Origin of the sequence: Neorhizobium sp. LjRoot104 (assembly GCF_964253725.1) — a bacterium.
Lineage (GTDB): Bacteria > Pseudomonadota > Alphaproteobacteria > Rhizobiales > Rhizobiaceae > Neorhizobium.
On sequence record NZ_CAXURS020000004.1, the window covers coordinates 61,977 to 83,873 of the forward strand.

General features: G+C 61.1%; 18 protein-coding genes and 2 pseudogenes. 15 read left to right on the plus strand and 5 right to left on the minus strand.

The genetic code is table 11. The features are described 5' to 3' along the window. The first annotated feature begins 87 nt into the window (after positions 1 to 87). Entirely contained in the window at positions 88 to 5,178 is a 5,091-nt protein-coding gene (locus ACSQ8R_RS32620) for a DEAD/DEAH box helicase family protein (protein ID WP_046797633.1), read from the plus strand. A gap of 132 nt (positions 5,179 to 5,310) precedes the next feature. Here the strand turns inward: ACSQ8R_RS32620 and ACSQ8R_RS32625 are convergent, their stop codons facing one another. Continuing rightward, positions 5,311 to 5,493: a hypothetical protein gene (locus tag ACSQ8R_RS32625; RefSeq protein ID WP_170986376.1), complete on the minus strand. Its 183-nt coding sequence runs from the start codon at positions 5,491 to 5,493 to the stop codon at positions 5,311 to 5,313. 631 nt (positions 5,494 to 6,124) lie between these two features. Between ACSQ8R_RS32625 and ACSQ8R_RS32630 the strand changes: the two genes are divergently transcribed. The 5 genes from ACSQ8R_RS32630 (at position 6,125) to ACSQ8R_RS32650 (ending at position 11,252) form a co-directional block, all read left to right on the plus strand. After that, complete coding sequence (locus ACSQ8R_RS32630; protein ID WP_046797631.1) at positions 6,125 to 7,882, plus strand: ParB/RepB/Spo0J family partition protein; 1,758 nt, start codon at positions 6,125 to 6,127, stop codon at positions 7,880 to 7,882. Continuing rightward, positions 7,879 to 8,772: a DUF7007 domain-containing protein gene (locus ACSQ8R_RS32635; RefSeq protein ID WP_046797630.1), complete on the plus strand. Its 894-nt coding sequence runs from the start codon at positions 7,879 to 7,881 to the stop codon at positions 8,770 to 8,772. The genes ACSQ8R_RS32630 and ACSQ8R_RS32635 overlap by 4 nt, the downstream gene beginning before the upstream one ends. After that, a complete protein-coding gene (locus ACSQ8R_RS32640; protein ID WP_046797629.1) occupies positions 8,769 to 9,080 on the plus strand; it encodes a hypothetical protein in 312 nt (103 codons plus the stop codon). Before ACSQ8R_RS32635 ends, ACSQ8R_RS32640 begins: the two co-directional genes overlap by 4 nt. A 385-nt stretch (positions 9,081 to 9,465) precedes the next feature. Beyond that, positions 9,466 to 10,053 carry a hypothetical protein gene (locus ACSQ8R_RS32645; RefSeq protein WP_046797649.1) on the plus strand — a complete coding sequence of 196 codons (588 nt, stop codon included), beginning with the start codon at positions 9,466 to 9,468 and terminating at the stop codon, positions 10,051 to 10,053. Positions 10,054 to 10,328: 275 nt separating this feature from the next. After that, complete coding sequence (locus tag ACSQ8R_RS32650) at positions 10,329 to 11,252, plus strand: ArdC family protein (protein ID WP_046797628.1); 924 nt, start codon at positions 10,329 to 10,331, stop codon at positions 11,250 to 11,252. Positions 11,253 to 11,255: 3 nt separating this feature from the next. Here ACSQ8R_RS32650 and ACSQ8R_RS32655 read toward each other — a convergent pair whose 3' ends face one another. Next, positions 11,256 to 11,429 (minus strand): hypothetical protein, encoded by a 174-nt coding sequence (locus ACSQ8R_RS32655; protein WP_170253620.1) that lies wholly within the window; start codon positions 11,427 to 11,429, stop codon positions 11,256 to 11,258. A 488-nt stretch (positions 11,430 to 11,917) separates the two neighbouring features. Here ACSQ8R_RS32655 and ACSQ8R_RS32660 point away from each other — a divergent pair. Together ACSQ8R_RS32660 and ACSQ8R_RS32665 are read left to right on the plus strand one after the other, a co-directional pair. After that, a pseudogene (locus ACSQ8R_RS32660) lies at positions 11,918 to 12,067 on the plus strand (DUF736 family protein); the annotation flags it as partial. A gap of 174 nt (positions 12,068 to 12,241) precedes the next feature. Beyond that, the gene (locus tag ACSQ8R_RS32665; RefSeq protein ID WP_046797627.1) at positions 12,242 to 14,683 is read left to right on the plus strand and encodes a TOTE conflict system archaeo-eukaryotic primase domain-containing protein; all 2,442 of its coding nucleotides are present in this window, start codon (positions 12,242 to 12,244) and stop codon (positions 14,681 to 14,683) included. A 36-nt stretch (positions 14,684 to 14,719) separates the two neighbouring features. On the opposite strand, the gene ACSQ8R_RS32670 is transcribed toward ACSQ8R_RS32665, so the two are convergent. After that, entirely contained in the window at positions 14,720 to 15,019 is a 300-nt protein-coding gene (locus ACSQ8R_RS32670; protein WP_046797789.1) for a DUF736 domain-containing protein, read from the minus strand. A gap of 448 nt (positions 15,020 to 15,467) precedes the next feature. Between ACSQ8R_RS32670 and ACSQ8R_RS32675 the strand changes: the two genes are divergently transcribed. The 5 genes and pseudogenes from ACSQ8R_RS32675 to ACSQ8R_RS32695 form a co-directional block, all read left to right on the plus strand. Beyond that, positions 15,468 to 16,730, plus strand: coding sequence for a tyrosine-type recombinase/integrase (locus tag ACSQ8R_RS32675; protein WP_245282252.1), 1,263 nt, complete (start codon positions 15,468 to 15,470; stop codon positions 16,728 to 16,730). Continuing rightward, entirely contained in the window at positions 16,724 to 17,641 is a 918-nt protein-coding gene (locus ACSQ8R_RS32680; RefSeq protein ID WP_046797783.1) for a tyrosine-type recombinase/integrase, read from the plus strand. The genes ACSQ8R_RS32675 and ACSQ8R_RS32680 overlap by 7 nt, the downstream gene beginning before the upstream one ends. Then, positions 17,638 to 18,642, plus strand: coding sequence for a tyrosine-type recombinase/integrase (locus ACSQ8R_RS32685; protein WP_046797782.1), 1,005 nt, complete (start codon positions 17,638 to 17,640; stop codon positions 18,640 to 18,642). The genes ACSQ8R_RS32680 and ACSQ8R_RS32685 overlap by 4 nt, the downstream gene beginning before the upstream one ends. Positions 18,643 to 19,106: 464 nt before the next feature. Beyond that, positions 19,107 to 19,406, plus strand: a complete 300-nt coding sequence (locus ACSQ8R_RS32690; RefSeq protein WP_046797789.1) for a DUF736 domain-containing protein — start codon at positions 19,107 to 19,109, stop codon at positions 19,404 to 19,406. Positions 19,407 to 19,567: 161 nt separating this feature from the next. Beyond that, positions 19,568 to 19,735 (plus strand): annotated as a pseudogene (locus ACSQ8R_RS32695) (DUF736 domain-containing protein); the annotation flags it as partial. Between the two features lie 326 nt (positions 19,736 to 20,061). Here the strand turns inward: ACSQ8R_RS32695 and ACSQ8R_RS32700 are convergent. Continuing rightward, positions 20,062 to 20,313, minus strand: a complete 252-nt coding sequence (locus ACSQ8R_RS32700) for a hypothetical protein (RefSeq protein WP_046797655.1) — start codon at positions 20,311 to 20,313, stop codon at positions 20,062 to 20,064. Positions 20,314 to 20,449: 136 nt separating this feature from the next. Here ACSQ8R_RS32700 and ACSQ8R_RS32705 point away from each other — a divergent pair, with 136 nt between their 5' ends. After that, positions 20,450 to 20,716, plus strand: a complete 267-nt coding sequence (locus tag ACSQ8R_RS32705; protein WP_024897924.1) for a type II toxin-antitoxin system prevent-host-death family antitoxin — start codon at positions 20,450 to 20,452, stop codon at positions 20,714 to 20,716. Next, positions 20,713 to 21,129, plus strand: a complete 417-nt coding sequence (locus tag ACSQ8R_RS32710; protein WP_024897925.1) for a hypothetical protein — start codon at positions 20,713 to 20,715, stop codon at positions 21,127 to 21,129. The genes ACSQ8R_RS32705 and ACSQ8R_RS32710 overlap by 4 nt, the downstream gene beginning before the upstream one ends. 50 nt (positions 21,130 to 21,179) lie before the next feature. Here ACSQ8R_RS32710 and ACSQ8R_RS32715 read toward each other — a convergent pair whose 3' ends face one another. After that, positions 21,180 to 21,683: a WGR domain-containing protein gene (locus tag ACSQ8R_RS32715; RefSeq protein ID WP_245282236.1), complete on the minus strand. Its 504-nt coding sequence runs from the start codon at positions 21,681 to 21,683 to the stop codon at positions 21,180 to 21,182. Positions 21,684 to 21,897 lie beyond the last annotated feature (214 nt).

A 21,897-nucleotide genomic window follows, 5' to 3' on the forward strand; every position in this document is an offset into this window, starting at 1 on the left:
CAGATCATCATTCGCAAATTTCGCGCCCTAAGCGGCCTTCTCCGTGGCCGAGCGATGGCGCTCGCCCTCATTTCAAGGAGCTTTCCCATGAGCAACGATCCCTTCACGCTCGACATGTTCGGCTCGAATGTGCTTGTCGCCGGCCTCGGACTTGGTGTGACAGCGTTCGGCGGGTTTTCGTCTAATGCCGCCAATGATGACGATCCGGATCCCCTGCCGCCAGCACCTGCTCCTGCCGTCCCCGTCGCTACCACGCCCGTCCGGCGCGCAAGGCTTCGGGCAAACTTCTATCTGGACGGCGACCGCAAGCTGGCGTCCTCCTGGAAAGATCGCGCCCGCGCCAATGTCGCCGCGATCCTCATCGCCGACGGCATTGCCAAGCAGGACCGGCCGGCGACGCCAAAAGAACAGGCGCAGTTGATCCGTTTCACCGGCTTCGGCGCCGGCGAACTGGCCAATGGCATGTTCCGTCGGCCGGGCGAGGTCGATTTCCGCCAGGGCTGGGACGATATTGGTTCTTTGCTGGAGACCTCGGTTTCCGAGTGCGACTACGCGTCGCTTGCCCGCTGCACCCAGTATGCGCATTTCACGCCGGAATTCATCATCAGGGCAATTTGGGCTGGGGTCCAAAAACTGGGCTGGCGCGGCGGCCGGGTGCTGGAACCTGGCATCGGCACGGGGCTCTTCCCTGCCCTGATGCCAGAGCCCTATCGTGACGCCGCCTATGTTACCGGGATCGAGCTCGATCCGGTCACCGCTCGCATCGCCCGCCTGCTTCAGCCGAAGGCGCGGATCATAAATGGCGACTTTGCCCGTACGGATCTGGCTCCGATCTACGATCTCGCCATCGGCAATCCGCCCTTCTCTGATCGCACCGTCCGCTCGGACCGCGTTTACCGATCGCTTGGCCTTCGTTTGCACGACTATTTCATCGCCCGGTCGATTGACCTGCTGAAGCCCGGCGCGCTCGCCGCCTTCGTCACATCGCATGGCACCATGGACAAGGCCGATACCACGGCACGGGAGCATATTGCGAAATCCGCCGACCTGATCGCAGCAATCCGCCTGCCCGAGGGCAGCTTCCGTCGCGACGCCGGCACGGACGTCGTCGTCGACATCCTCTTCTTCCGCAAGCGCAAGCCCGGAGAGCCGGAGGGAAATCAGCTGTGGCTCGATGTCGATGAGATCACGCCGGCCACCGACGACGAAGGCGCCATCAGGGTCAATCGCTGGTTTGGTCGGCATCCGGACCTCGTGCTCGGCACACACGCCCTGACCTCCGGCCCGTTCGGCGAGACCTACACATGCCGCCCACGCGATGGAGAGGATCTCGAAGCCGCCATTGCCACTGCCATCGAGCTTCTGCCGGCCGATCTCTATGACGGCGAACCGACACCGATCGATATTGATCTGGAGGAAGAACTCGGCGAAATCGTCGATCTGCAGCCGAAGTGCGGGACTGTTCGCGAGGGCAGCTTCTTCCTCGACCGGTCAAAGGGTCTGATGCAGATGCTCGACGGATCCACCGTGCCGGTCACCGTCCGTAAGGGGCGCTCAGGCGATGGGGTCCCGGAAAAGTACGTCCGGATCGTCTCAAAGCTGATCCCGATCCGCGATGCAGTGCGCGAGGTCCTGAAGGCGCAGGAAACCGATCGGCCATGGCGCGATCTCCAGGTGCGATTGCGCATCGCCTGGTCGAGCTTTGTGCGCGATTTCGGGCCGATCAACCACACAACAGTCTTGATCCAGGAAGATGCCGGGACCGGTGAGGTCAAGGAGACCCACCGCCAGCCGAACCTGGCTCCCTTCCGCGACGACCCGGATTGCTGGCTTGTGGCCTCAATCGAAGATTACGATCTGGAGACCGACACCGCGAAGCCCGGTGCGATTTTTTCCGAACGCGTGATTGCTCCGCCCGCGGCGCCGACGATCACGTCTCCTGCAGATGCGCTCGCCGTCGTTCTGAATGAACGAGGCCACGTCGATATCGACCATGTCGCTGAGCTGCTGCACAGCGATCCTGTGGCTGTGGTCGACGAACTGGGTGACGCCATCTTCCGTGATCCGGCCGATGGATCGTGGAAGACGGCAGACGGATATCTCTCAGGGGCCGTCCGCACAAAGCTCGCTGCCGCGCAGGCCGCAGCCGAGCTCGATCCGACGTATGAGCGCAACGTGCGCGCCTTGGCAGTCGTTCAGCCGGCAGACTTGCGCCCCTCCGACATTACCGCCCGTCTCGGCGCACCTTGGATCCCGGCCGCCGATGTCGTCGCCTTCGTCAGGCAAAAGATGGACGCAGATATCCGCATCCATCATATGCCGGAGCTTGGTTCATGGACAGTCGAGGCTCGTCAGCTCGGCTATAGCGCCGCTGGCACATCCGAATGGGGCACCAGCCGCCGGCATGCCGGCGAGCTGCTTGCCGATGCGCTCAACAGTCGAGTCCCGCAGATTTTCGACGTCTTCAAGGATGCCGATGGCGAACGCCGGGTGCTCAATGTTGTCGATACCGAAGCCGCGCGCGACAAGCTCCAAAGGATCAAGCAGGCATTCCAGGACTGGGTCTGGACCGATCCGGATCGAACCGACCGGCTGGCCCGCGACTACAATGACCGTTTCAACAACATCGCGCCGCGCATATTCGACGGCTCTCATCTGAAACTTCCCGGCGCCTCTGGCGCCTTTGTTCTTTATGGGCACCAGAAACGCGGCATCTGGCGGATCATTGCCGATGGCTCGACCTATCTCGCTCACGCCGTCGGCGCCGGCAAGACGATGACGATGGCGGCGGCCATCATGGAGCAGCGCCGGCTTGGACTGATCGCCAAGGCCATGCTGGTCGTGCCTGGCCATTGCCTGGCGCAGGCGGCGCGCGAGTTCTTAAGCCTCTATCCGAATGCCCGCATTCTCGTCGCTGACGAGACCAATTTCACCAAGGACAAGCGCGCCCGGTTTCTGTCGCGTGCGGCGACTGCAACGTGGGATGCGATCATCATCACGCATTCGGCGTTCCGCTTCATCGCGGTACCCTCTGCCTTCGAACAGGAGATGATCCAGGACGAGTTGCAGCTCTACGAAGACCTGATGGCCAAGGTCGACAGCGAGGACCGCGTTTCGCGCAAGCGCCTCGAGCGGCTGAAGGAAGGTCTTCAGGAGCGGCTCGAAGGCTTGGCGACCCGCAAGGACGACCTTCTGACCATCTCCGAGATCGGCGTCGATCAGATCGTCGTCGACGAGGCGCAGGAATTCCGCAAGCTCTCCTTCGCCACCAATATGTCGACGCTGAAGGGCATCGATCCGAATGGCTCGCAGCGCGCTTGGGATCTCTATGTCAAATCGCGCTACATCGAGACTCGGAACCCAGGCCGCGCGCTCGTGCTTGCCTCCGGCACGCCGATCACCAATACGCTTGGCGAGATGTTCTCCATCCAGCGCCTGCTCGGTCATGCGGCACTTTCTGAGCGCGGATTGCACGAGTTCGACGCCTGGGCCTCCTGCTTCGGCGACACGACCACCGAACTCGAAATCCAGCCATCGGGAAAATACAAGCCGGTCAGCCGCTTTGCTTCCTTCGTCAACGTGCCCGAGCTGATCGCCATGTTCCGCTCGTTTGCCGATGTGGTGATGCCGAATGACCTGCGGCAATACGTGAAGGTGCCCAACATCTCGACCGGCCGGCGGCAGATCATGACGGCCAAGCCGACGGCGCTGTTCAAGACCTATCAGCAGACCCTCGGCAGCAGGATCAAGGCGATCGAGCAGCGCGAGGGGCCCGCCAAGTCGGGCGACGACATTCTGTTGTCCGTCATCACTGATGGGCGCCATGCGGCGATCGACCTGCGCTTCGTCATGCCGGCGACCGACAACGAGGAGAACAACAAGCTCAATCTGCTCGTCCGCAATGCCTACGGGATCTGGAAGGATACCGGCGAGGCGATCTATCGACGCCCCGACGGCAAAGACTTCGATCTACCAGGGGCTGCGCAGATGATCTTCTCCGATCTCGGCACGATCAATGTCGAGAAGTCCCGCGGCTTCTCGGCCTATCGTTTTATCCGCGACGAGCTGGTCCGGCTCGGCGTGCCCGCCCCGCAAATCGCCTTCATGCAGGACTTCAAGAAGACCGAGGCCAAGCAGCGACTGTTCGGCGATGTCAGGGCCGGCAAGGTTCGTTTCCTGATCGGCTCGTCGGAAACTATGGGCACGGGCGTCAACGCCCAGCTTCGGTTGAAGGCGCTCCATCACCTGGATGTGCCTTGGCTGCCGTCGCAGATCGAGCAACGGGAAGGCCGGATCGTTCGCCAGGGCAACCAGCACGACGAGGTCGATATCTTCGCCTATGCGACGGAAGGCTCGTTGGATGCCAGCATGTGGCAGAACAATGAGCGCAAAGCCCGGTTCATTGCCGCGGCCCTGTCTGGCGACACCTCGATCAGGCGACTGGAGGATGTTGGTGAAGGGGCGGCCAACCAGTTCGCCATGGCGAAGGCGATCGCATCCGGCGATGAACGGTTGATGCAGAAGGCAGGCCTGGAAGCCGATATCGCACGGCTCGAACGGCTGCGGGCCGCCCACGAGGACGATCAATACGCCGTTCGCCGGCAGATGCGTGATGCAGAGCGCGAAATCGAGCTCTCGACCCGGCGGATTGAGGAAATCGGCCAGGACATCGCGCGGCTACAGTCGACCACAGGCGATGCCTTCACTATGACGGTGCTCGGTAAAGAACATGCCGAGCGCAAGGAGGCCGGTCGCGCGCTGATGAAGGAAATCCTCACGCTTCTACAGCTTCAGCATGAGGGCGATGTGCATCTTGCCACGATCGGCGGCTTCGATCTCGTCTATGAGGGTGAGAGGTTCGGCAAGGGTGGCAGCTATCGCTACGAGACGCTGCTCCAACGCACCGGAGCCGATTACGAGATCGACCTGGCGATCACGGTGACTCCGCTCGGCGCCATCTCACGGCTGGAGCACGGACTCGACGGCTTCGAGCAGGAACAGCTTCAGTATCGCCGGCGGTTGGAAGAGGCCGAGTGCCGGCTGGCCTCATACCGTTCGCGAGACGGAGGAGCGTTTGCGTTCGCTGACGACCTGAAACGGAAAAGGCGTGAACTACGTGACATCGAAACGCAGCTGGCGGCTGACCTCGGCAATGAGACCAACGCACTGGCCGCATAGCTGCATTGCACGATAAATGTTTTCCGATTGGTCAAAAATCAGGCATAAAGCCTACAGCTGATGCATATGGCGGTCTCCTCCCAGTTCCGCCGCCGCAGCTGTTCCCCTCTGGAGGTCAAAGATCTCCACACTTTATGGGCCGCGGGTTACTCCGTCGGCCCTTTTTTCTTGCACATTATCATCCAGAGATATCTCATTCTGGCCAGGCTGACGACCACGGTGCTGTTCTTCCTTGCGAGAAAAACTGTCGAGATAGCGCTCGCGCATCGTACACATGTCGATGTCGCCACTGATCCATGCATCCAGCAGAGCCATAAAGATTGGGTCCTCGTCGATCGGCGTACCACGGGACCTCGCGCGATCGATGGCGCGTTGTGCGATGGCCCTCCGGGTTGCAGGATCTGTATGCATCTTTCCTCGACTGGCACTCTTGGACGACGGCGACATTTATCAGCGAGTGTTCACGGTCGCGACTTGAATTTTCCTGCCATCAACAATATCTGAGCATCACTTCCCGTTCAGATGATGTCCTGCCGCCGCAATCGCTGTGGCTTTTGATGTCGTCCGGGATCAGAAAAAGGGCGCTCCCCTCGCGGGTCGAGCGCCCTTTTGCGTTTCGGTTTCCGGTCGAGGTTTTTCATGTCGTTCGCGCCTCGGCGTACGTGGACCGCTCTTCTAATGGAAAAATGGAACAGAAGGAGGAGGGAAAGAACCGGTCGCAGATCGGTCCTCCTGCCGACGCGTGCGCTCAACCGCCGCCTGCGCCATCCCGGCTACTCGTTCTTCGCAGGGCTGTCAGCCCCGCTCGTCCTTCGCAGCAGGGATGCTCGGCCGCAGTTGCGTCAGTCCGGCCGTTCGGCGGTCCGGGAGGTGTCTTCGAGAAAAATGAAGACAGGAAGGGCTGGCATGGCGCCGGTCCGGAACCCTCTAGACAAGGACAAATCCCATGCAGATCATCAAGGTTGACCCGCGCGCTTTGAAGGAAAACCCCGACCGAATGCGCCAGTCGAAGTCGTCGCCGCAGGCCGATGCGCTGATGCTGGCGACGATCAAGGCCGTCGGCATCGTTCAGCCGCCGGTGGTCGCTCCGGAAACGGATGGCGGAAATGGTTATATCATTGACGCCGGGCATCGTCGGGTGCGTCTCGCCATCGCGGCCGGTCTCGAAGAAATCGAAATACTCGTCGTTGATGCAGCCAACGACAATGGCGCGATGCGTTCCATGGTCGAGAACAGCGTCCGTGAAGCGCTCAATCCGGTAGACCAATGGCGAGGTATTGAACGCCTTGTTGCTCTCGGCTGGACCGAGGAAGCGATCGCCGTCGCTCTCGCTCTTCCTGTCCGCCAGATCCGTAAGCTGCGCCTGCTTGCCAATGTGCTGCCAGCTATGCTGGAGCAGATGGCGCTGGGTGACATGCCGTCCGAGCAGCAGTTGCGGGTGATCGCGGCGGCGGGCCAGGTCGACCAGAAGGAGGTCTGGAAGGCTAACCGCCCCAAGAAGGGTGACACCGCTGCCTGGTGGCAGATCGCCAATGCGCTGACGAAAAAGCGCATGTATGCCAGGGACGCGAGCTTCGGTGACGATCTGGCTCAGGCCTACGGCATCGAATGGGTGGAGGATCTCTTCGCACCGGCCGACGAGGACGGTCGCTACACCACCAATGTCGAAGGTTTTCTTGGCGCCCAGCACGAATGGATGACGAGCAACCTGCCGAAGCGCGGCGCGATCGTCGAGGTCAACAGCTGGGGCCAGCCGGAACTGCCGAAGAAGGGATCCCAAGTTTACGGCAAGCCGTCCAAGTCCGACCTTACGGCGCTCTACCTCGATCGTGACGGCAAGGTCCAGACGGTGCACTACCGCATGCCCGAGGCGGCGAAGCCGAAGGGTGCTGTTGGCGACGGATCGGTCACTGGCGGCGATGACACCGACGCAGTCGCCACGCCGAAAGCCCGGCCCGACGTCACGCAGAAGGGCCACGACATGATCGGCGATTTCCGCACTGATGCCCTGCACGATGCGCTCGGTCGCGCGCCGATCGAGGATGATATGCTGGTGGCGCTGATGGTCCTGGCGTTCGCCGGCCAGAATGTCCGCATCGACTCCGGCGCAGATGGCACCTTCTACGGCGGCAAGCGCTTCTCGCGTCATGCCGTCGGACTGTTTGACGAGCATGGCAAGCTCGCCTTCGATCAGGACACGCTTCGGGTCGCCGCCCGCTCGGTGCTGATCGACGTCCTCTCGTGCAGGCGGGGAATGTCGAACAGCGGCATGGTCGCGCGCATCGCCGGCGAGGCGATCGGCGCCGACGCGTTCCTGCCAAACATGGGCTCTGAAGAATTCCTCATGTGCCTGTCGCGGCAGGCACTGGAAGCCTCTTGCGCTGAGGCATCGGTCCAGCCGCGCCCGAAGGTCCGCGAGACGCGTACAGCGCTCGTCGAGCATTTCGCAACTAAGCACTTCGTGCATGCGTCGGCCCGCTTCGCGCCGCCGGCTGACGAACTGCTGGACTGGATCCGGGCAGGCGCCGCCACGGATGTCATTGACGCGGGGTCCCAAAATCACGGCGACAGCGATCTCGATGACCTATCAGTAGATCAGCCAGAACACGATACCGACGATGCGGTCGGTGGCGAGCCGCAGGATGCGGATTTGCCCGGTCATGATGATTATGATGAAGATGTCGATCTGAGGGATGCAGCATGACCGCCGCCCTCCAGTCGAACATTGCAAACTCCACCCCCGATCTTTCGGGGGTGGAGTTTGCCACCAGCGCAGACGGCCTGCCCCTGGCCCGCATCGGTGACCTGGTCCTTGCCATGGTCACATCACCCAGCGGCTTTGCTTTTGTTGCAAGCGCCGGTGCGATCCGTCGGCCACTCGCCGATCTGACGCGGGCAGAATTCATCGGGCATGACGGCCGGGTTGCCGATGAGGCCGAGTTCCGGGCGCGCGTTGCCGAGACTGCTGATCACAAACGCGATGTGGCCAAGCTGCACCGCGCGCAAACCCGCATGTCGGTAAGCACACCATGGGGCGGATCGCAGATGGCGGTCGTGTACGCAGTGGGCGTCGTCGCCCACATGACATCAGGGCATGGCGGCTTCCATCTGTCGACAGAGCGCAATGCCAAGGTCCATCCGCTGCTGCGGAAGGATATGCCCTGGTACGAGGAAGACTGCGAATGGGCGATCGTCGCGATCAGTTTCCCGGACCTGTTCACCGCCTACGAGCGGTCGATGGCAGAAAAGACCTTCCGCAATACCTGGCCCGACGTCTGGGAGACGATCCGCGGTTGCCCGCTTGCCGAGGGTGAGAGCTGGGCCAGGGATCGCCGGGCGTTCGGTCAACGCCATGCGGCGGACTACATCGCTATGTCGGCAATCTTGTCCGATCAGCGCCCCGGCATGACGGAGGTCGTGGCGAAGATCGGCGGAGGCCATATCCGCGGTGGTGAAGAACGCCGTTTTCTGGTGGCAAGCGACGAATATGCGGGGCGGGGGCGGTTCGGCTTCGTCATCGATCTCGCTCGCCACCCTGAATATGATGGCCCCTCCTCCTTCATTGGCTGGCGAAACCGGGGGGATGGGTCATGATCGACATCCGCCTCTTGAGGCCGCTGGCGAAAGCAATCGGCGCCCGGCGCGAGACCCAGCGGCATCTCGATTGTCTGACCCGTCAGATTGCGGCGCGCGCCGGAAGACAGGCGACCACGGTGAAGGTCCGGAGCCGCGTGCGGCGCCGGTCCAGTCCCCGTCCCCACTACCATGAGCTTGCGGACCGCTTTGCCTTCGAGCGCTGGGGCGAACTCGACACGCTCGTCTGCACGCTGGCGATGCAGGAGCAAGTCATCGGGGCGTTCCAGCATCGCGACTGCGAGCCTGTGCGGCATCCGGCGATATAGGAAGACCCGAGGCGAAAGGACCAGGCGATGTCCTTACCCGGCTTCGACGTCATCGTCATTGGGGGCTTGGCCATGTCTATCGCTTGCCTTGGGATTGATATCGGACCCGTGCCGGACTGCCCTTCTTGTTCGCTGCGGTCTGAACCGGCGGCCGGTCGTTTCAAGGCCGCTGTCGCGCCGCGGGGCGGCCGATCCAGCCTCTCTGCGCGAGGGCAGGCTCGCGAGGTCTGCTCAGGTCAAGACCTGCTGGCCCGCAACCCTGCCCTGCTGGCTCAGCCGGATCGAACCTGTGAAGCCGCCCGTCCCTTGCCGGTTCCTGGTCGTCCGCATCGAAGGGCAGACCGGCACGGGCCGGAACCGCTTCGCAACCAAGGAAGGAACAGACATGGCCAAGCCCTCTACCCCCAACCGCTCCAACGCCAGGTCGTCGCAACTCCGTAAGGGCGCAACCCTCGAAATGGTCCGCCTCTCCTGCCCCGACGCCACCCAGGCGTCCAAGATCGCGACAAGCTTCGGCACGGCAGTCGTCGACAGCGATGGCATCCGCAGCCTTCACGAGCGGCTGATCGTCGAGACCGCCGAAAGCCTGTCCGAAGGCCTCGGCGAGAAGGCGATGCAGATCCACCTCCAGCGCATCGTCGGGGCCTTTGTCGGATCCGCGCATGGCGCCGGGCAATTCTACTCCCGCGCCGTCACAGAGGCGCGCGACGCAACGGCCAAGGCGTCCAACGATGCCCGCGACGAGGATCTCGATGGTCCGGTCGGCTATGACAGCGCTGCCCAGCGCAAGCGGGAGTTCGCGGCCGACATGGGTGTCCAATCGCACGCGCTGCGCATGGCAGCCGAGGGCGCCGTCGCGGCTTACGAACAGGTCATCGGCGAGACCTGGAAACCTTTCGACCGGCCGGTCGAAAATCCGGGCGCATCGCTCGACCGCAAAGCGGCCGAAGCTCAGTTGGCCGCTTTCGTATAACACATTGGCGGGGTCGCACCCCGCTCTTTCTTCATGTTCCGAGGCTGGCGCTCGTGGGCGCCGGCCTTTTCCATCTCGAGAAGAAAGGCTGAAGACGCGCCTATTGCGGCCCGTCCCGCTCGGCGGTCCTGCAGGAGCCGGGCGCCCATGCAACGGCTTTGCCGTCCTCCACGCTGTTACGGCCGTTCCGGTGCATGGCCGCGCCATCGGCCCCTGACTTCGGACCTCCGTGACGGACCGCGACAGGCGCGGTCCTGGGAAAAGGAGAAGAACTCATGACAAAGAAATCGGAATCGGACCGTGCGGATATCTACACGCGGATCACTGATCGGATCGTTGAAGATCTCGAACAGGGCGTGCGCCCCTGGATGAAACCATGGAGCGCCGCCAACACGCATAGTCGCATCAGCCGACCGATGCGCCACAACGGCCTGCCCTATTCCGGCATGAACGTGCTGCTCCTGTGGTCGGAGCAGGTATCGCGGGGCTTCTCCTCCTCGATGTGGATGACCTTCAAACAGGCGCTCGAGCTGGGTGGGGCCGTGCGGAAAGGCGAAACGGGCTCGACCGTCGTCTTTGCCAGCCGCTTCACAAAGTCGGTAGCCGACGGAAACGGCAATGATGTTGATCGGGAAATTCCGTTCCTGAAGGCATATTCTGTGTTCAATATCGAGCAGATCGACGGTTTGCCCGACACCTATCATGCCCCGCCGGCCAAGATCCGGGATCCTGTCGAGCGAATAGAGCGCGCCGATCTCTTCTTCCGCAACACCGGCGCCGTGATCCGGCACGGTGGCAATCAGGCCTATTATTCACCGGTCATGGACTTTATCCAGATGCCGCCCTTCGAAGCGTTTCGCGATGCTGCCGGCCACGCGGCTGTCCTCAGCCATGAGGCGACCCATTGGACGGCGGCGGAACATCGCGTCGGACGAGATCTATCGCGCTATGCGAAGGACCGGACGGAGCGCGCGCGCGAAGAACTCATTGCCGAGCTCGGGAGCTGCTTTCTCTGCGCCGATCTCGGCATCGCGCCGGAGCTCGAGCCGCGGCCGGATCATGCGTCCTATCTTCAGTCGTGGCTATCGGTGCTGGCCAACGACAAGCGGGCGATCTTCCAGGCGGCAGCCCATGCGCAGCGCGCCGTGAGTTTCCTGCATTCCTTGCAGCCGGAAGCGGATGTGAAGGCTGCCGCCTGACGCTCAGGCGCGGTCGTCACCACCAGTGGCGGCCCCCTGTTCCATGTTCCGTTGGTCCTTCAGACCTTGTGCGATGTCAGCATCCAGCCTTCCCCAGATTGACGGTTTTTGAGCGTCGGGTTTGGGTTTGCGGGTCGGTCTACGTTCGACGATGAACGGCTTGGTCTGCTGGCGCATTGATCCTCCGGGCTGCGATTCGCGAATGCAACGATATCTCACTGGGAGATCGGGCAAGCGAGCCAATGTTTGCACGAACTTGTGTCCCGACTGAATCAGCAACGACGGTCGAAGCGGGGGATGGCGCAAGATGCCATTCGTGCCCAGGCGAGAGCGGCGGAACACCATTGCCATATCCCTTCACGCTAGAGTTTCCGGCAACCCATCTGCGGGCTCGATGAGGCATGTCTGACCGGAGACCGGCTGCGCCTCGATCGTCTTCCCGCAACGGCATTCCGCAAATTTCTTACCCCGGAGCCAACCTACCCCACTCGACAAGTCGAGTGGGGACCCCAGCTAGGCTCCTCCTCTCCGACTAACAAATTTGCGACTTGCCGCCCTTCATTGCATTACGGCCCTATTGGGTGCGGTCCGATCGTCACCGGTCTTTGCGACAGCCATCGAGGCCGCGATGGGCGTGGCCCGAACATGAGAAAAGGAATACGACAATGGCAACCATCGGCACATTCACCTCCACCGAAAACGGCTTCACCGGCTCCATCCGCACGCTCGCCCTTAACGTCAAGGCCCGCATCGCCCGGGTCGAAAACCCCTCCGACAAGGGCCCGCAGTTCCGCGTCTACGCCGGCAGCGTCGATTATGCTTAGACGGTGATTATGCGGAGTGCCGGTCGCTGAAGGCTGTATTTGCCGATGATTTCGGCGGATCCTGCTCCGCATAATCCCGGAGGCGGTGATGGATAGTGCGTCTTAAAATAGGGACGCGTTTGGCCTATGCTGATACCCACGATCAGTTAGGCGAAAGCTGCAAAGTTGGCGGAAAAGAATGATGCTTGGGAGAACATTGCTCGCATTCGACGGCGGTTAGCCGAACTGAGTGACGAGCAGATGGCGCTTGAGCGTGAGCTGGAAGCATTTAAGCAGCAGCTGATTTCCGATAGCCAGGCCCACGCAGATAAGCCGGTCTTCGCAGATGCTCCTGTGACAAACAGCTCACCGTCAGTGGAAAAGGTGCAGTTGTTCCGGCAGCTGTTTGCCGGACGTCCCGACGTCTTTCCGGTTGGCTGGAACAACAAGAAGGACGGACGCTCCGGCTATTCACCGGCCTGTTCTAATGAGTGGGCGAAAGGAATCTGCGGCAAGCCGAAGGTGAAATGTGGGGACTGCCCGCATCAGGCGTTCATCCCATATTCCGAGGATATCATCGAAAAGCACCTTCGTGGCGGAGATGCCCGTTCAAGTGACTTTGTTGCCGGCGTATATCCATTGCTGCAGGACGAGACATGCTGGTTCCTTGCTGCTGACTTCGACAAGGAAAGCTGGGTAGACGACACCAGAGCTCTGCTGGCCACTTGCCGTGCAAAAGGAATTTCCGCTGCCCTCGAACGGTCGAGGTCTGGAAACGGTGGCCATGTCTGGATATTCTTCTCCGAACCCGTTCCCGCAAAGATCGCACGACAACTTGGTGCCGCGCTAATAACGGAGACGATGGAAAACCGTCCTGAGATCGGCTTCACGTCTTACGACCGTTTCTTCCCCAACCAGGACACGATGCCACTTGGCGGCTTCGGCAATCTGATCGCGCTTCCTCTGCAAAGGAAAGCCCGTGAAAATGGCAACAGCGTTTTTGTCGATGGCGACCTACGACCTTACGATGACCAGTGGGCATACCTGTCGTCTTTGCCCAGGTTATCGGCGGACGAAGTCTTCAGGATTGCCGACGAAGCCGAATTGTCGGGGCGGGTCTTGGGCGTCCGTATGCCAGTCGATGACGAACATGCCGATGAGCCGTGGAAGATGTTGCCGTCACGTCGTAGCGAGCCGCGGCGAATTGAGGCTGCGATCCCGCAAAGCATCAAGGTCGTGATCGCTGATCAGGTTTACATTGATAGGACCGAGCTTCCGTCCGCGCTGATTGCGCAGTTCGTGCGCCTGGCAGCATTCCAGAACCCGGAATTCTATCGTGCGCAAGCAATGCGATTGCCGACATTCGGCAAGCCGCGGATCATCTCCTGTGCCGAGCTTCATCCACGCCATGTCGCGCTGCCACGAGGCTGCTTCGACGAAGCAATTGAGCTCATTAAGAGCCATGGCACGACGGCCATTCTGGAGGATCACCGCGAGGACGGAGACGCGCTACCCGTCGGCGTCTCGTTCCTAGGGGAACTGCGACGGCCACAATCGCGGGCCTTTGATGCTCTTGTCGTCGACGATAACGGCGTGCTCGCCGCCACGACCGCCTTCGGCAAAACAGTTGTCGCAGCTGCACTCATTGCACATCGAAGCCGCAACACGCTTGTTCTTGTTCACCGCAGGGAGCTTCTCACCCAGTGGGTTGAGCGTCTGAGTTCCTTCTTGAGCATCGACCCAAAGCAGATCGGCACTATCGGTGGCGGGAAAAGGAAGCCGACAGGGATCATTGATGTAGCGCTGATCCAAAGCCTGGTTAGGAATGGCGAGGTCGATGACATCGTCGGCAATTACGGTCATCTGATTGTCGACGAGTGCCACCATCTGTCCGCTGCAAGTTTTGAACTTGTCGCTCGCAGATCGAAGGCGCGATATGTCGTCGGGCTGTCAGCGACGGTCGCCCGAAAAGACGGACATCATCCGATTATCTTCATGCAATGCGGGCCCGTTCGCCATCGGGTCGATGCGAGAGTTCAAGCTGCCGAGCGTGGCATTCGCCACCGTGCCCGCGACCGTTCGACGAAGTTTGAGTTGCCAGCGTCGCTCGTCTCGGCAGAGCGCCCGTCAATGCCAGCGATCTATGCGGCCCTTGCGCAGGACCAAGGCCGAAATGACCTGATATTCGATGACGTGCTGAAATCCCTCGAGGCAAAACGTTCGCCCATCCTTCTTACGGAGCGGAAGGATCACCTCGATTATCTGCAGCAGAAGTTCTCGCCGTTCGTGAAAAATCTGGTGGTGCTGCGCGGTGGCATGTCGGCGAAGGATCGCAAGCAAGCCAACACGGCGTTGAATGTCGCAGACGATGATGAGCGTCTGATACTTGCGATAGGGCGCTATATCGGGGAAGGCTTCGATGACGCCCGGCTCGACACGTTGTTCCTGACCATGCCGATCGCCTGGAAGGGAACTCTGGCGCAGTATGTCGGCCGTCTGCATCGCCAGCATGATGGCAAGCGGGACGTCCTGGTCGTCGATTATGTCGACAGCACCGTTCCGGTGCTGGCCCGGATGGCCGCAAAGCGACGATTGGGTTATCGCGCGCTGGGCTATGTGATCGAATGAGGGCGCCCCGCTTTGAGCGGAGCGCCGTGGTTCTGGTCAGCGAGACCAGATGAGCTTGTGCTCGCCCTTGTCGCCCTGGACGAGGGAGGCGTAGACGGGCGCCGTGAAGGACGGATCGTCGAGCTTGAGCGAGAGGTATTCGGCGCCCGTTTCGCGGGCGGTCCGGCTCCAGCCTGCTCCGAACTCGACACCCGTTGCTGTGACCCGGAAGTCCGGGGCGCGATCGTTGTCGCGGTCGCAGGGCTTGATGGATGCCTTGACGTTGAGGGTGAGGGTCTTGATGGTCCCTGCATAGGTGCCGGTTTCGTCGCGGGTGAAGGTGCCGATCTGAGCCATTGTCGTATCTCCTGAGGTTGTTCGAAGCCGCCCGATGCGGCCTCGATGGCGGTCGAGAGGCGACGGATTGGACGGACTGCATCCGCAGGACCGCAGCATCAGCGAAGGACGGCGGCAGCCGAGCTTGTTGGCTCGCGAGGAATGACCGCTTGCGGTCAGGGGAAGAAGGTCGGCGGAGCCGTTGCAGGCCAGGGCCGGTCCGGTGCCAGACCAGCCCCAAAGAGAGGCCGTATGGGGGGCTTTCGCGCCGTCAGCAGAATGACGTGATTGATCGGCGCCGTCTCATCCGCATGATTAGCCGCCGCCTGGGCCATCATCCCTCCCGTCGACCCGGCCGCCATCTCCCTGGCGCAGACAACATGCCAACCTTTGCCTTGTTGGCTCTCGGGGAGTTTAAGGAACGGGAATGTCGCTCGCCTAGCGCTGGAATGGATTTGAAACCTCCGATTTGTTCGACACGCCGGACTTCACCGGCACCAACGATCAAATCGAGGAAAATAGCGTGACAAAGCGAAAGTACAGACATCGCCGCAGCGTCAATGTTCGCATCAATTGGCTGCAACCACATGTCGACGGCTTCAAGCACTGGCTTGTCCAGCGGAATTACTCGGCCGCGACGATAACGGAGGTGGTGCGCCTTCTGGCATTGTGGGGCGATTGGGTACGTGCCGCCGGCCACGACGTCGACACACTTACCGCGGGCTTGAGCGCTTCTGCATCAGTGTTCCACGGCAACAGAACTGCCCGTGCGCCACAGGGTGCTGCCAAGCTGTTCGTCGAATACCTTCGCGAGCTGGACATCCTGCCGCCGGAGCAACGCCCCTCATTGGACGAAACCTGGCCTGAATTGGCTACTTTCCGTCGGTGGATGCGAGAACAACGCGGTGTCAAGGCTTCCACTCTTGATACCTATCAAGCCGTCCTCGTGAAATTTATGATGTCCTTGGGTGCAGATCCAGCTGCTTATACAGCTTCAGCAATCCGCATGTTCGTGCTCGAGTCCGCCAAGCCGCACGGACGCCATTGGGCACAGAGTATTACCGTCGCCACGCGCGCCTACCTAAAATATCTCGTCGCGATGGGAAAATGTCCCGCTGGTCGGGAGCACGCGGTTCCGAACTTCGCAAGTTGGCAATTGGTGACGACGCCGCGCTTTCTTGCGCAAAGTGACATCGACCGCCTCCTTGCCACATGTGACGGCGAAAGCCGGTTACGCGATCGCGCTGTCATGCTCTTGCTGGCTCGATTGGGCCTCAGGGCAAGCGAAGTCAGCACTCTCAGCTTCGATGACATTGACTGGAGGAATGGCCGAATAGCACTTATCGGTAAGGTCCGGCGCGAGGAATGGCTGCCGCTGCCCCAGGAGGTTGGCGACGCTATATTGGCCTATATTGAACGGGCAAGGCCGCGCATTGCGACGACGCGAGTGTTCCTGACGGATATCGCGCCAATCAGACCACTGAGCCGCATTGCCGTGAAGTGCATCGTGCGTCGCGCGCTCGACAGAGCAGGAATTGAAAGCATCCATCGCGGTGCACATGTGTTGCGTCACTCGGCAGCGACGGCGATGCTGCGTAACGGCGCAAGCCTTGCCGGAGTCGGGGCCGTGTTGCGCCACCGTTCTCCATCAACGACGGCGCTGTACGCTAAGGTGGACATCGGCCTGCTGTCGGAAATCGCGCAGCCTTGGGGCGGGAGGTTGCCATGCTGAGCGCTGACGTCAGTCGCTATCTTAGTCTACGTCGAGCGCTCGGTTATAAGCTGATCAAGGCCGAACGGCATCTTCTGGCGTTCGCGCGCTTTGCATCCGAGCGGGGCGAGAGCCACGTTCGGGCTGCAACGGTTCTCACATGGTTGCCGACGGCTGCTAAAACGCCGAACTCCATGGCGCATCGCCTGACGAACCTGATCGGGTTTGCCCGCTTTCTTCATGCGGAAGATCCGCGTCACGAGATCCCGCCTGCGGATATCAAGCGGGCCACCAATCGACCGGTGCCCTACATCTACACAAAGGACGAGATCGCCCGGATCCTCGATACTGCCGGCAATCTCAGGCTCCAAAAGCCCAATCCGCTGCGTCGCGAACTCTATGTCACGCTCTTCGGTCTGATCGCGGCCACTGGACTTCGCATCTCCGAAGCTCTTGCACTCAGGCTCGATGACATCTTGCCCGATGGCGTTTTGCACATTCGGGAAACAAAGTTCCGCAAGAGCCGCCTAGTGCCGCTGCACGCCACCGTCATCGAAGCGCTCCAAGGCTATCTTGAGATCCGGCGCCAACGCGCTGGCGAGAGCGATTGGCTCTTCCCATCCGTCCAGCACCGACAGCTCTACCCGACGACCGTCAATTGTACGTTCCGCTCCCTGCTGCGACGAGCGGGTATTGCCCCGGAGCGAGGTCAACCGCCACGCATCCATGACCTTCGTCATACGTTCGCAACCCGGGTGCTGGAACAATGCGGCGCCGATCGCAGCGCAGTTGCCAGGCACTTCGTCGCCCTGTCGACGTACCTGGGTCATGTCAGTATCCACAATACATACTGGTATCTTCAGGCGACGCCGGAAATGATGGCCGACATCGCCGCGGCGGCAGAGGCTTTGGTCGGGGAGAATGCCGCATGACGAAGCTCGCCCCTCTTATCACCGGCTTCCTGCGAGACTACATGCCTCGACAGCGAGGTTACAGCCCACAAAGCTGCGAGACATACGCGTTCAGCTTCAAGCTGCTGTTCAACTTCGCAGCAAAACGGCTCGGCACTCGCCCGTCTTTGCTCAGGATCGAAGACCTCGATGCACCGATGATCGTGGCTTTCCTCGCGCACATTGAACAAGATCGCGGCAACAGCGCATCGACGCGCAATGTGCGGCTCGCCGCCATCAAGGCGTTCATGCGCTACCTCGAGCACAAGGTGCCGTCCGCACTGGAGCAGATCGGGCGGGTCCATGCGATCCCGACCAAACGCCACGATCAGAAGCTCATTCGCCATCTGACAATGGAAGAGGTCCGAGCGATTCTTAACGGACCCGACCTTACGACGAGATCTGGCATCCGTGATCGGGCGATGATGCATCTCTGCTTCGCCGGAGGCTTGCGAGTGTCAGAATTGATCGGAGTTTTGACGGCAAATCTGTCGCTTCGCCACGGCGCGAGCGTGACAGTTCTGGGAAAGGGCCGCAAGGAACGCTGCCTGCCGCTCTGGAAAGACACTGCGCGCGACATTCGCGCTTGGTTAAGTGTCCGGGGCGAGGTCCGTGTGCCGGAGCTCTTCGTCAATGCTCAGGGCGACCCGATGACCCGTGCCGGCTTCGAGTATGTCCTCGACAAGTATGTCGTCAAAGCAGCCGGGAGCTGCGTATCGCTTCGCGACCGTCGCGTCTCACCTCATCAGCTTCGGCACGGCTGCGCAGTCGTCATGCTGCAGGCGACCCACGACATCCGCAAGGTCGCCCTCTGGCTCGGCCACGCAGATATCCGCACGACGGAGGTTTACCTCCGCATGGACCCGTCCGAAAAATTGGAAGCTGTCGAGGCGGTTGTTCCGCCAGAACTGAGGCGGGGCCGGTTTAAGGCTCCGGATGCACTGATCGCATCGTTGCTTTCTGATTTGGAAATATCGACGTAGTCAGAACGGGTGAGCCCCAGAGCGGAGTCCCCCACCGGTACGGTCTGATCCGCTTCATCTGATATCGCGCTCGGCATGGCGGTAATCCCATGTCGGGCGCAGCTTGTCTCGTGCGCCAGGGAGATGGCGGCCGGGTCGACGGGAGGGATGATGGCCCAGGCGGCGGCTAATCATGCGGATGAGACGGCGCCGATCAATCACGTCATTCTGCTGACGGCGCGAAAGCCCCCCATACGGCCTCTCTTTGGGGCTGGTCTGGCACCGGACCGGCCCTGGCCTGCAACGGCTCCGCCGACCTTCTTCCCCTGACCGCAAGCGGTCATTCCTCGCGAGCCAACAAGCTCGGCTGCCGCCGTCCTTCGCTGATGCTGCGGTCCTGCGGATGCAGTCCGTCCAATCCGTCGCCTCTCGACCGCCATCGAGGCCGCATCGGGCGGCTTCGAACAACCTCAGGAGATACGACAATGGCTCAGATCGGCACCTTCACCCGCGACGAAACCGGCACCTATGCAGGGACCATCAAGACCCTCACCCTCAACGTCAAGGCATCCATCAAGCCCTGCGACCGCGACAACGATCGCGCCCCGGACTTCCGGGTCACAGCAACGGGTGTCGAGTTCGGAGCAGGCTGGAGCCGGACCGCCCGCGAAACGGGCGCCGAATACCTCTCGCTCAAGCTCGACGATCCGTCCTTCACGGCGCCCGTCTACGCCTCCCTCGTCCAGGGCGACAAGGGCGAGCACAAGCTCATCTGGTCTCGCTGACCAGAACCACGGCGCTCCGCTCAAAGCGGGGCGCTACCTTCAATCCCACCGGGATTATGCGGAGCAAAATCCCTTACAACCGCCGGGAATCCAGCCTTCAGCGACCGGCACTCCGCATAATCACCGTCTCAGCATAATCGACGTTTTGCGGTGCACCGCAAAACGTCGAGCTAGGTGCCGCGTGGCAGAAGACCTCCGAGCAGGGCCGCGACTACCTCTCGGTCAAGCTCGACGATCCGAGCTTCCCGGCTCCGATCTACGCAACGCTCGCCGAGGTCGAAGGCGAGGATGGCCTCCAGCTCATCTGGTCCCGCCCGAACCGTGACTGATTGACATCACGGGGCTCCGCCACCGGCGGAGCCTTCTCCTCTGCCGAGAAGTCAAAACCGGACCCGGCATCGAGCCAGGTCCGGCTTTCTTGGTGGCATACGGATAGCGGGGGAAGCTGCTCAGAATAAGCGATCGTACCAAGCAGGCATCGCGGCCCCAAGGATGAGCGGTTCCCCCAATTTGCTACACCCGCCCGAAGGGCAGCTTGCGCAAATCGGCTCCCCCACTCCCCGGCCCTGCCGGTCGCTGGCGCGATCCCTGACCCCGCCATCCCCTCTCGGACCCGTCGGTCATCTTTCACAAACGTCAAGGAGACGAAGATGACTTACGAACTCGAAATCCAGATTGAGGATAACGCGCCGAACTCAAGAACGCTTTTGACGCTGATGAGCGCCGAGAGATTGCGGCCGAACTCGAGCTGGCCGAGGCCGAGATGATCGTTGCCATGGCCGAACAGCACGGCCTTGTCGACGCCGAGCCGCCCTTCTGAGGGCGGCATATAACGACAGCCAGGCTGGCGGTTTGCGGTGTCGAAAGGAGTTGGACGCGCCATGGCGTTCTTGCCGAGCGAGGTCACCGATATCCGAAAAACTGTCGCCGCCAGATGCGGTCACCATATTCAGCATTTACATCAATGCTGTATTTGCTGTATTTTGTCGCCAACCGAACTATCTATCCAATTCACTGTGATTTTACTGCGAGGAGACGCTCAAATGACCAGCAGCACCGGTTCCTACACCACGAGTGACCTCTCGCGGAAGTCAGGCGACATTATAGCCGAGGCCTTGCGCCATCCAGTTACCATCACTCAGCGCAACAAACCGCGACTGGTGCTGCTGAACATCGAGGATTATGAACGGCTGATGCGCCAGTCCGATATGCGTGCTGCAGGCACGCTTGAGACCATGCCCGACGCATTACTCGCCGAGTTTGAGAGTGCTGTCGACGCTTACGCCGACAGCGATGAGACAAACCGATGAGTGGATATGACGAGATCCAGACAGCGACGGTCATCCGTTATCCCTATCTCTGGAGCCGTGAAGCCGGAAAGGGCGAAACAGAGGGACGCAAAGATCGACCGGTAGCCGTCGGCGTCCGGATCCCTCGAGCGGGTGGTGACCTCGTGCTGTTCTTTCCCATCACGACGAAGCAGCCGGAGCGAAGCCGGTTCGCGGCGGAGATACCAGCAATCGAAAAGCGCCGCGCCGGGCTTGATGTCGATTTGCGCCTTTGGATCATCCTCGATGAGTTCAACAGCGACATTGTCGGACGGTCGTTCTATCTCGAACCTGAACCGCCGATCGGTCGCTTCAGCAAGGCATTCTTCCTGCCACTCCTCAAGGAGTTCATCTCACGCCGCAAGTCTTTTGCCGAGGTCAGCCGATCCAGATAGTGCCGTCCGGCGACGCCACGAGCGTCACCAATTCTGGCCGGAATATCGTTTCACAACGTTGCAGATTTTTTGTGTAGGTAGGAGCGGCTTCCGCGTTCTTCACGGACTGCGGGACTGTATCCTCTTGCTCGCTTCTGAGAAATGAGTTCCAGAAAGAGCTCCACCGCCTCCTCTTCTCGCTCGAAGTGATGAACCTTCATCTGGCCTCTGGTTCCGATGCGTCCCCAGCGCCGCATAAGACATGCCTCTCCGAAGAGGGTCGGTTCGATCGACATGGCATAGAAGCGCGCCATATTCTTCTCAGCATCCGAGCGTTCGATATAGAGGTGATAGGGCTGGGCGATCATGGTGAGAGGATCGCGCAATCGGGCCCATGCGTCCAACGACAGTTGTGAATCGATGGTCGCGGAGCGATTCAGTTTTGTGAAGTATGGACAGAAGGAGCACCGGGCGGTCCGCCTTTGGCGTACGGCTCTATTCGCTGAAGCGAACGAAGCCCAACTGTGGTCTTCGCCGATCCCGGTAACGATCCTCTCGCGATAGCAGACCGCCATTGATCAGTATCCCAGGTAACCGAGAATCTCGGCGCCACGATAGTCGGCTTGCTCGTCTGGATGAGCGATGACATCACCGGTCGTGACGTGACATCCACCAAAGCGCTATCGCTTTCGCGAACGATGGCCTCAATATGATGGACGCGGCATTCTTCGATGGCCTCTTCTGCCGTGACCTGTGCCTCGCAGGCTTCCCAATATCTCATCGCCCGAT

Excerpts from the sequence above, each read along its gene's own strand:
- ACSQ8R_RS32620 (WP_046797633.1), top strand. The coding sequence starts at position 88 with ATGAGCAACGATCCCTTCACGCTCGACATGTTCGGCTCGAATGTGCTT.
- ACSQ8R_RS32625 (WP_170986376.1), bottom strand. The coding sequence starts at position 5,493 with ATGGCTCTGCTGGATGCATGGATCAGTGGCGACATCGACATGTGTACG.
- ACSQ8R_RS32630 (WP_046797631.1), top strand. The coding sequence starts at position 6,125 with ATGCAGATCATCAAGGTTGACCCGCGCGCTTTGAAGGAAAACCCCGAC.
- ACSQ8R_RS32635 (WP_046797630.1), top strand. The coding sequence starts at position 7,879 with ATGACCGCCGCCCTCCAGTCGAACATTGCAAACTCCACCCCCGATCTT.
- ACSQ8R_RS32640 (WP_046797629.1), top strand. The coding sequence starts at position 8,769 with ATGATCGACATCCGCCTCTTGAGGCCGCTGGCGAAAGCAATCGGCGCC.
- ACSQ8R_RS32645 (WP_046797649.1), top strand. The coding sequence starts at position 9,466 with ATGGCCAAGCCCTCTACCCCCAACCGCTCCAACGCCAGGTCGTCGCAA.
- ACSQ8R_RS32650 (WP_046797628.1), top strand. The coding sequence starts at position 10,329 with ATGACAAAGAAATCGGAATCGGACCGTGCGGATATCTACACGCGGATC.
- ACSQ8R_RS32655 (WP_170253620.1), bottom strand. The coding sequence starts at position 11,429 with ATGCGCCAGCAGACCAAGCCGTTCATCGTCGAACGTAGACCGACCCGC.
- ACSQ8R_RS32670 (WP_046797789.1), bottom strand. The coding sequence starts at position 15,019 with ATGGCTCAGATCGGCACCTTCACCCGCGACGAAACCGGCACCTATGCA.
- ACSQ8R_RS32680 (WP_046797783.1), top strand. The coding sequence starts at position 16,724 with ATGCTGAGCGCTGACGTCAGTCGCTATCTTAGTCTACGTCGAGCGCTC.
- ACSQ8R_RS32685 (WP_046797782.1), top strand. The coding sequence starts at position 17,638 with ATGACGAAGCTCGCCCCTCTTATCACCGGCTTCCTGCGAGACTACATG.
- ACSQ8R_RS32690 (WP_046797789.1), top strand. The coding sequence starts at position 19,107 with ATGGCTCAGATCGGCACCTTCACCCGCGACGAAACCGGCACCTATGCA.
- ACSQ8R_RS32705 (WP_024897924.1), top strand. The coding sequence starts at position 20,450 with ATGACCAGCAGCACCGGTTCCTACACCACGAGTGACCTCTCGCGGAAG.
- ACSQ8R_RS32710 (WP_024897925.1), top strand. The coding sequence starts at position 20,713 with ATGAGTGGATATGACGAGATCCAGACAGCGACGGTCATCCGTTATCCC.
- ACSQ8R_RS32715 (WP_245282236.1), bottom strand. The coding sequence starts at position 21,683 with ATGGCGGTCTGCTATCGCGAGAGGATCGTTACCGGGATCGGCGAAGAC.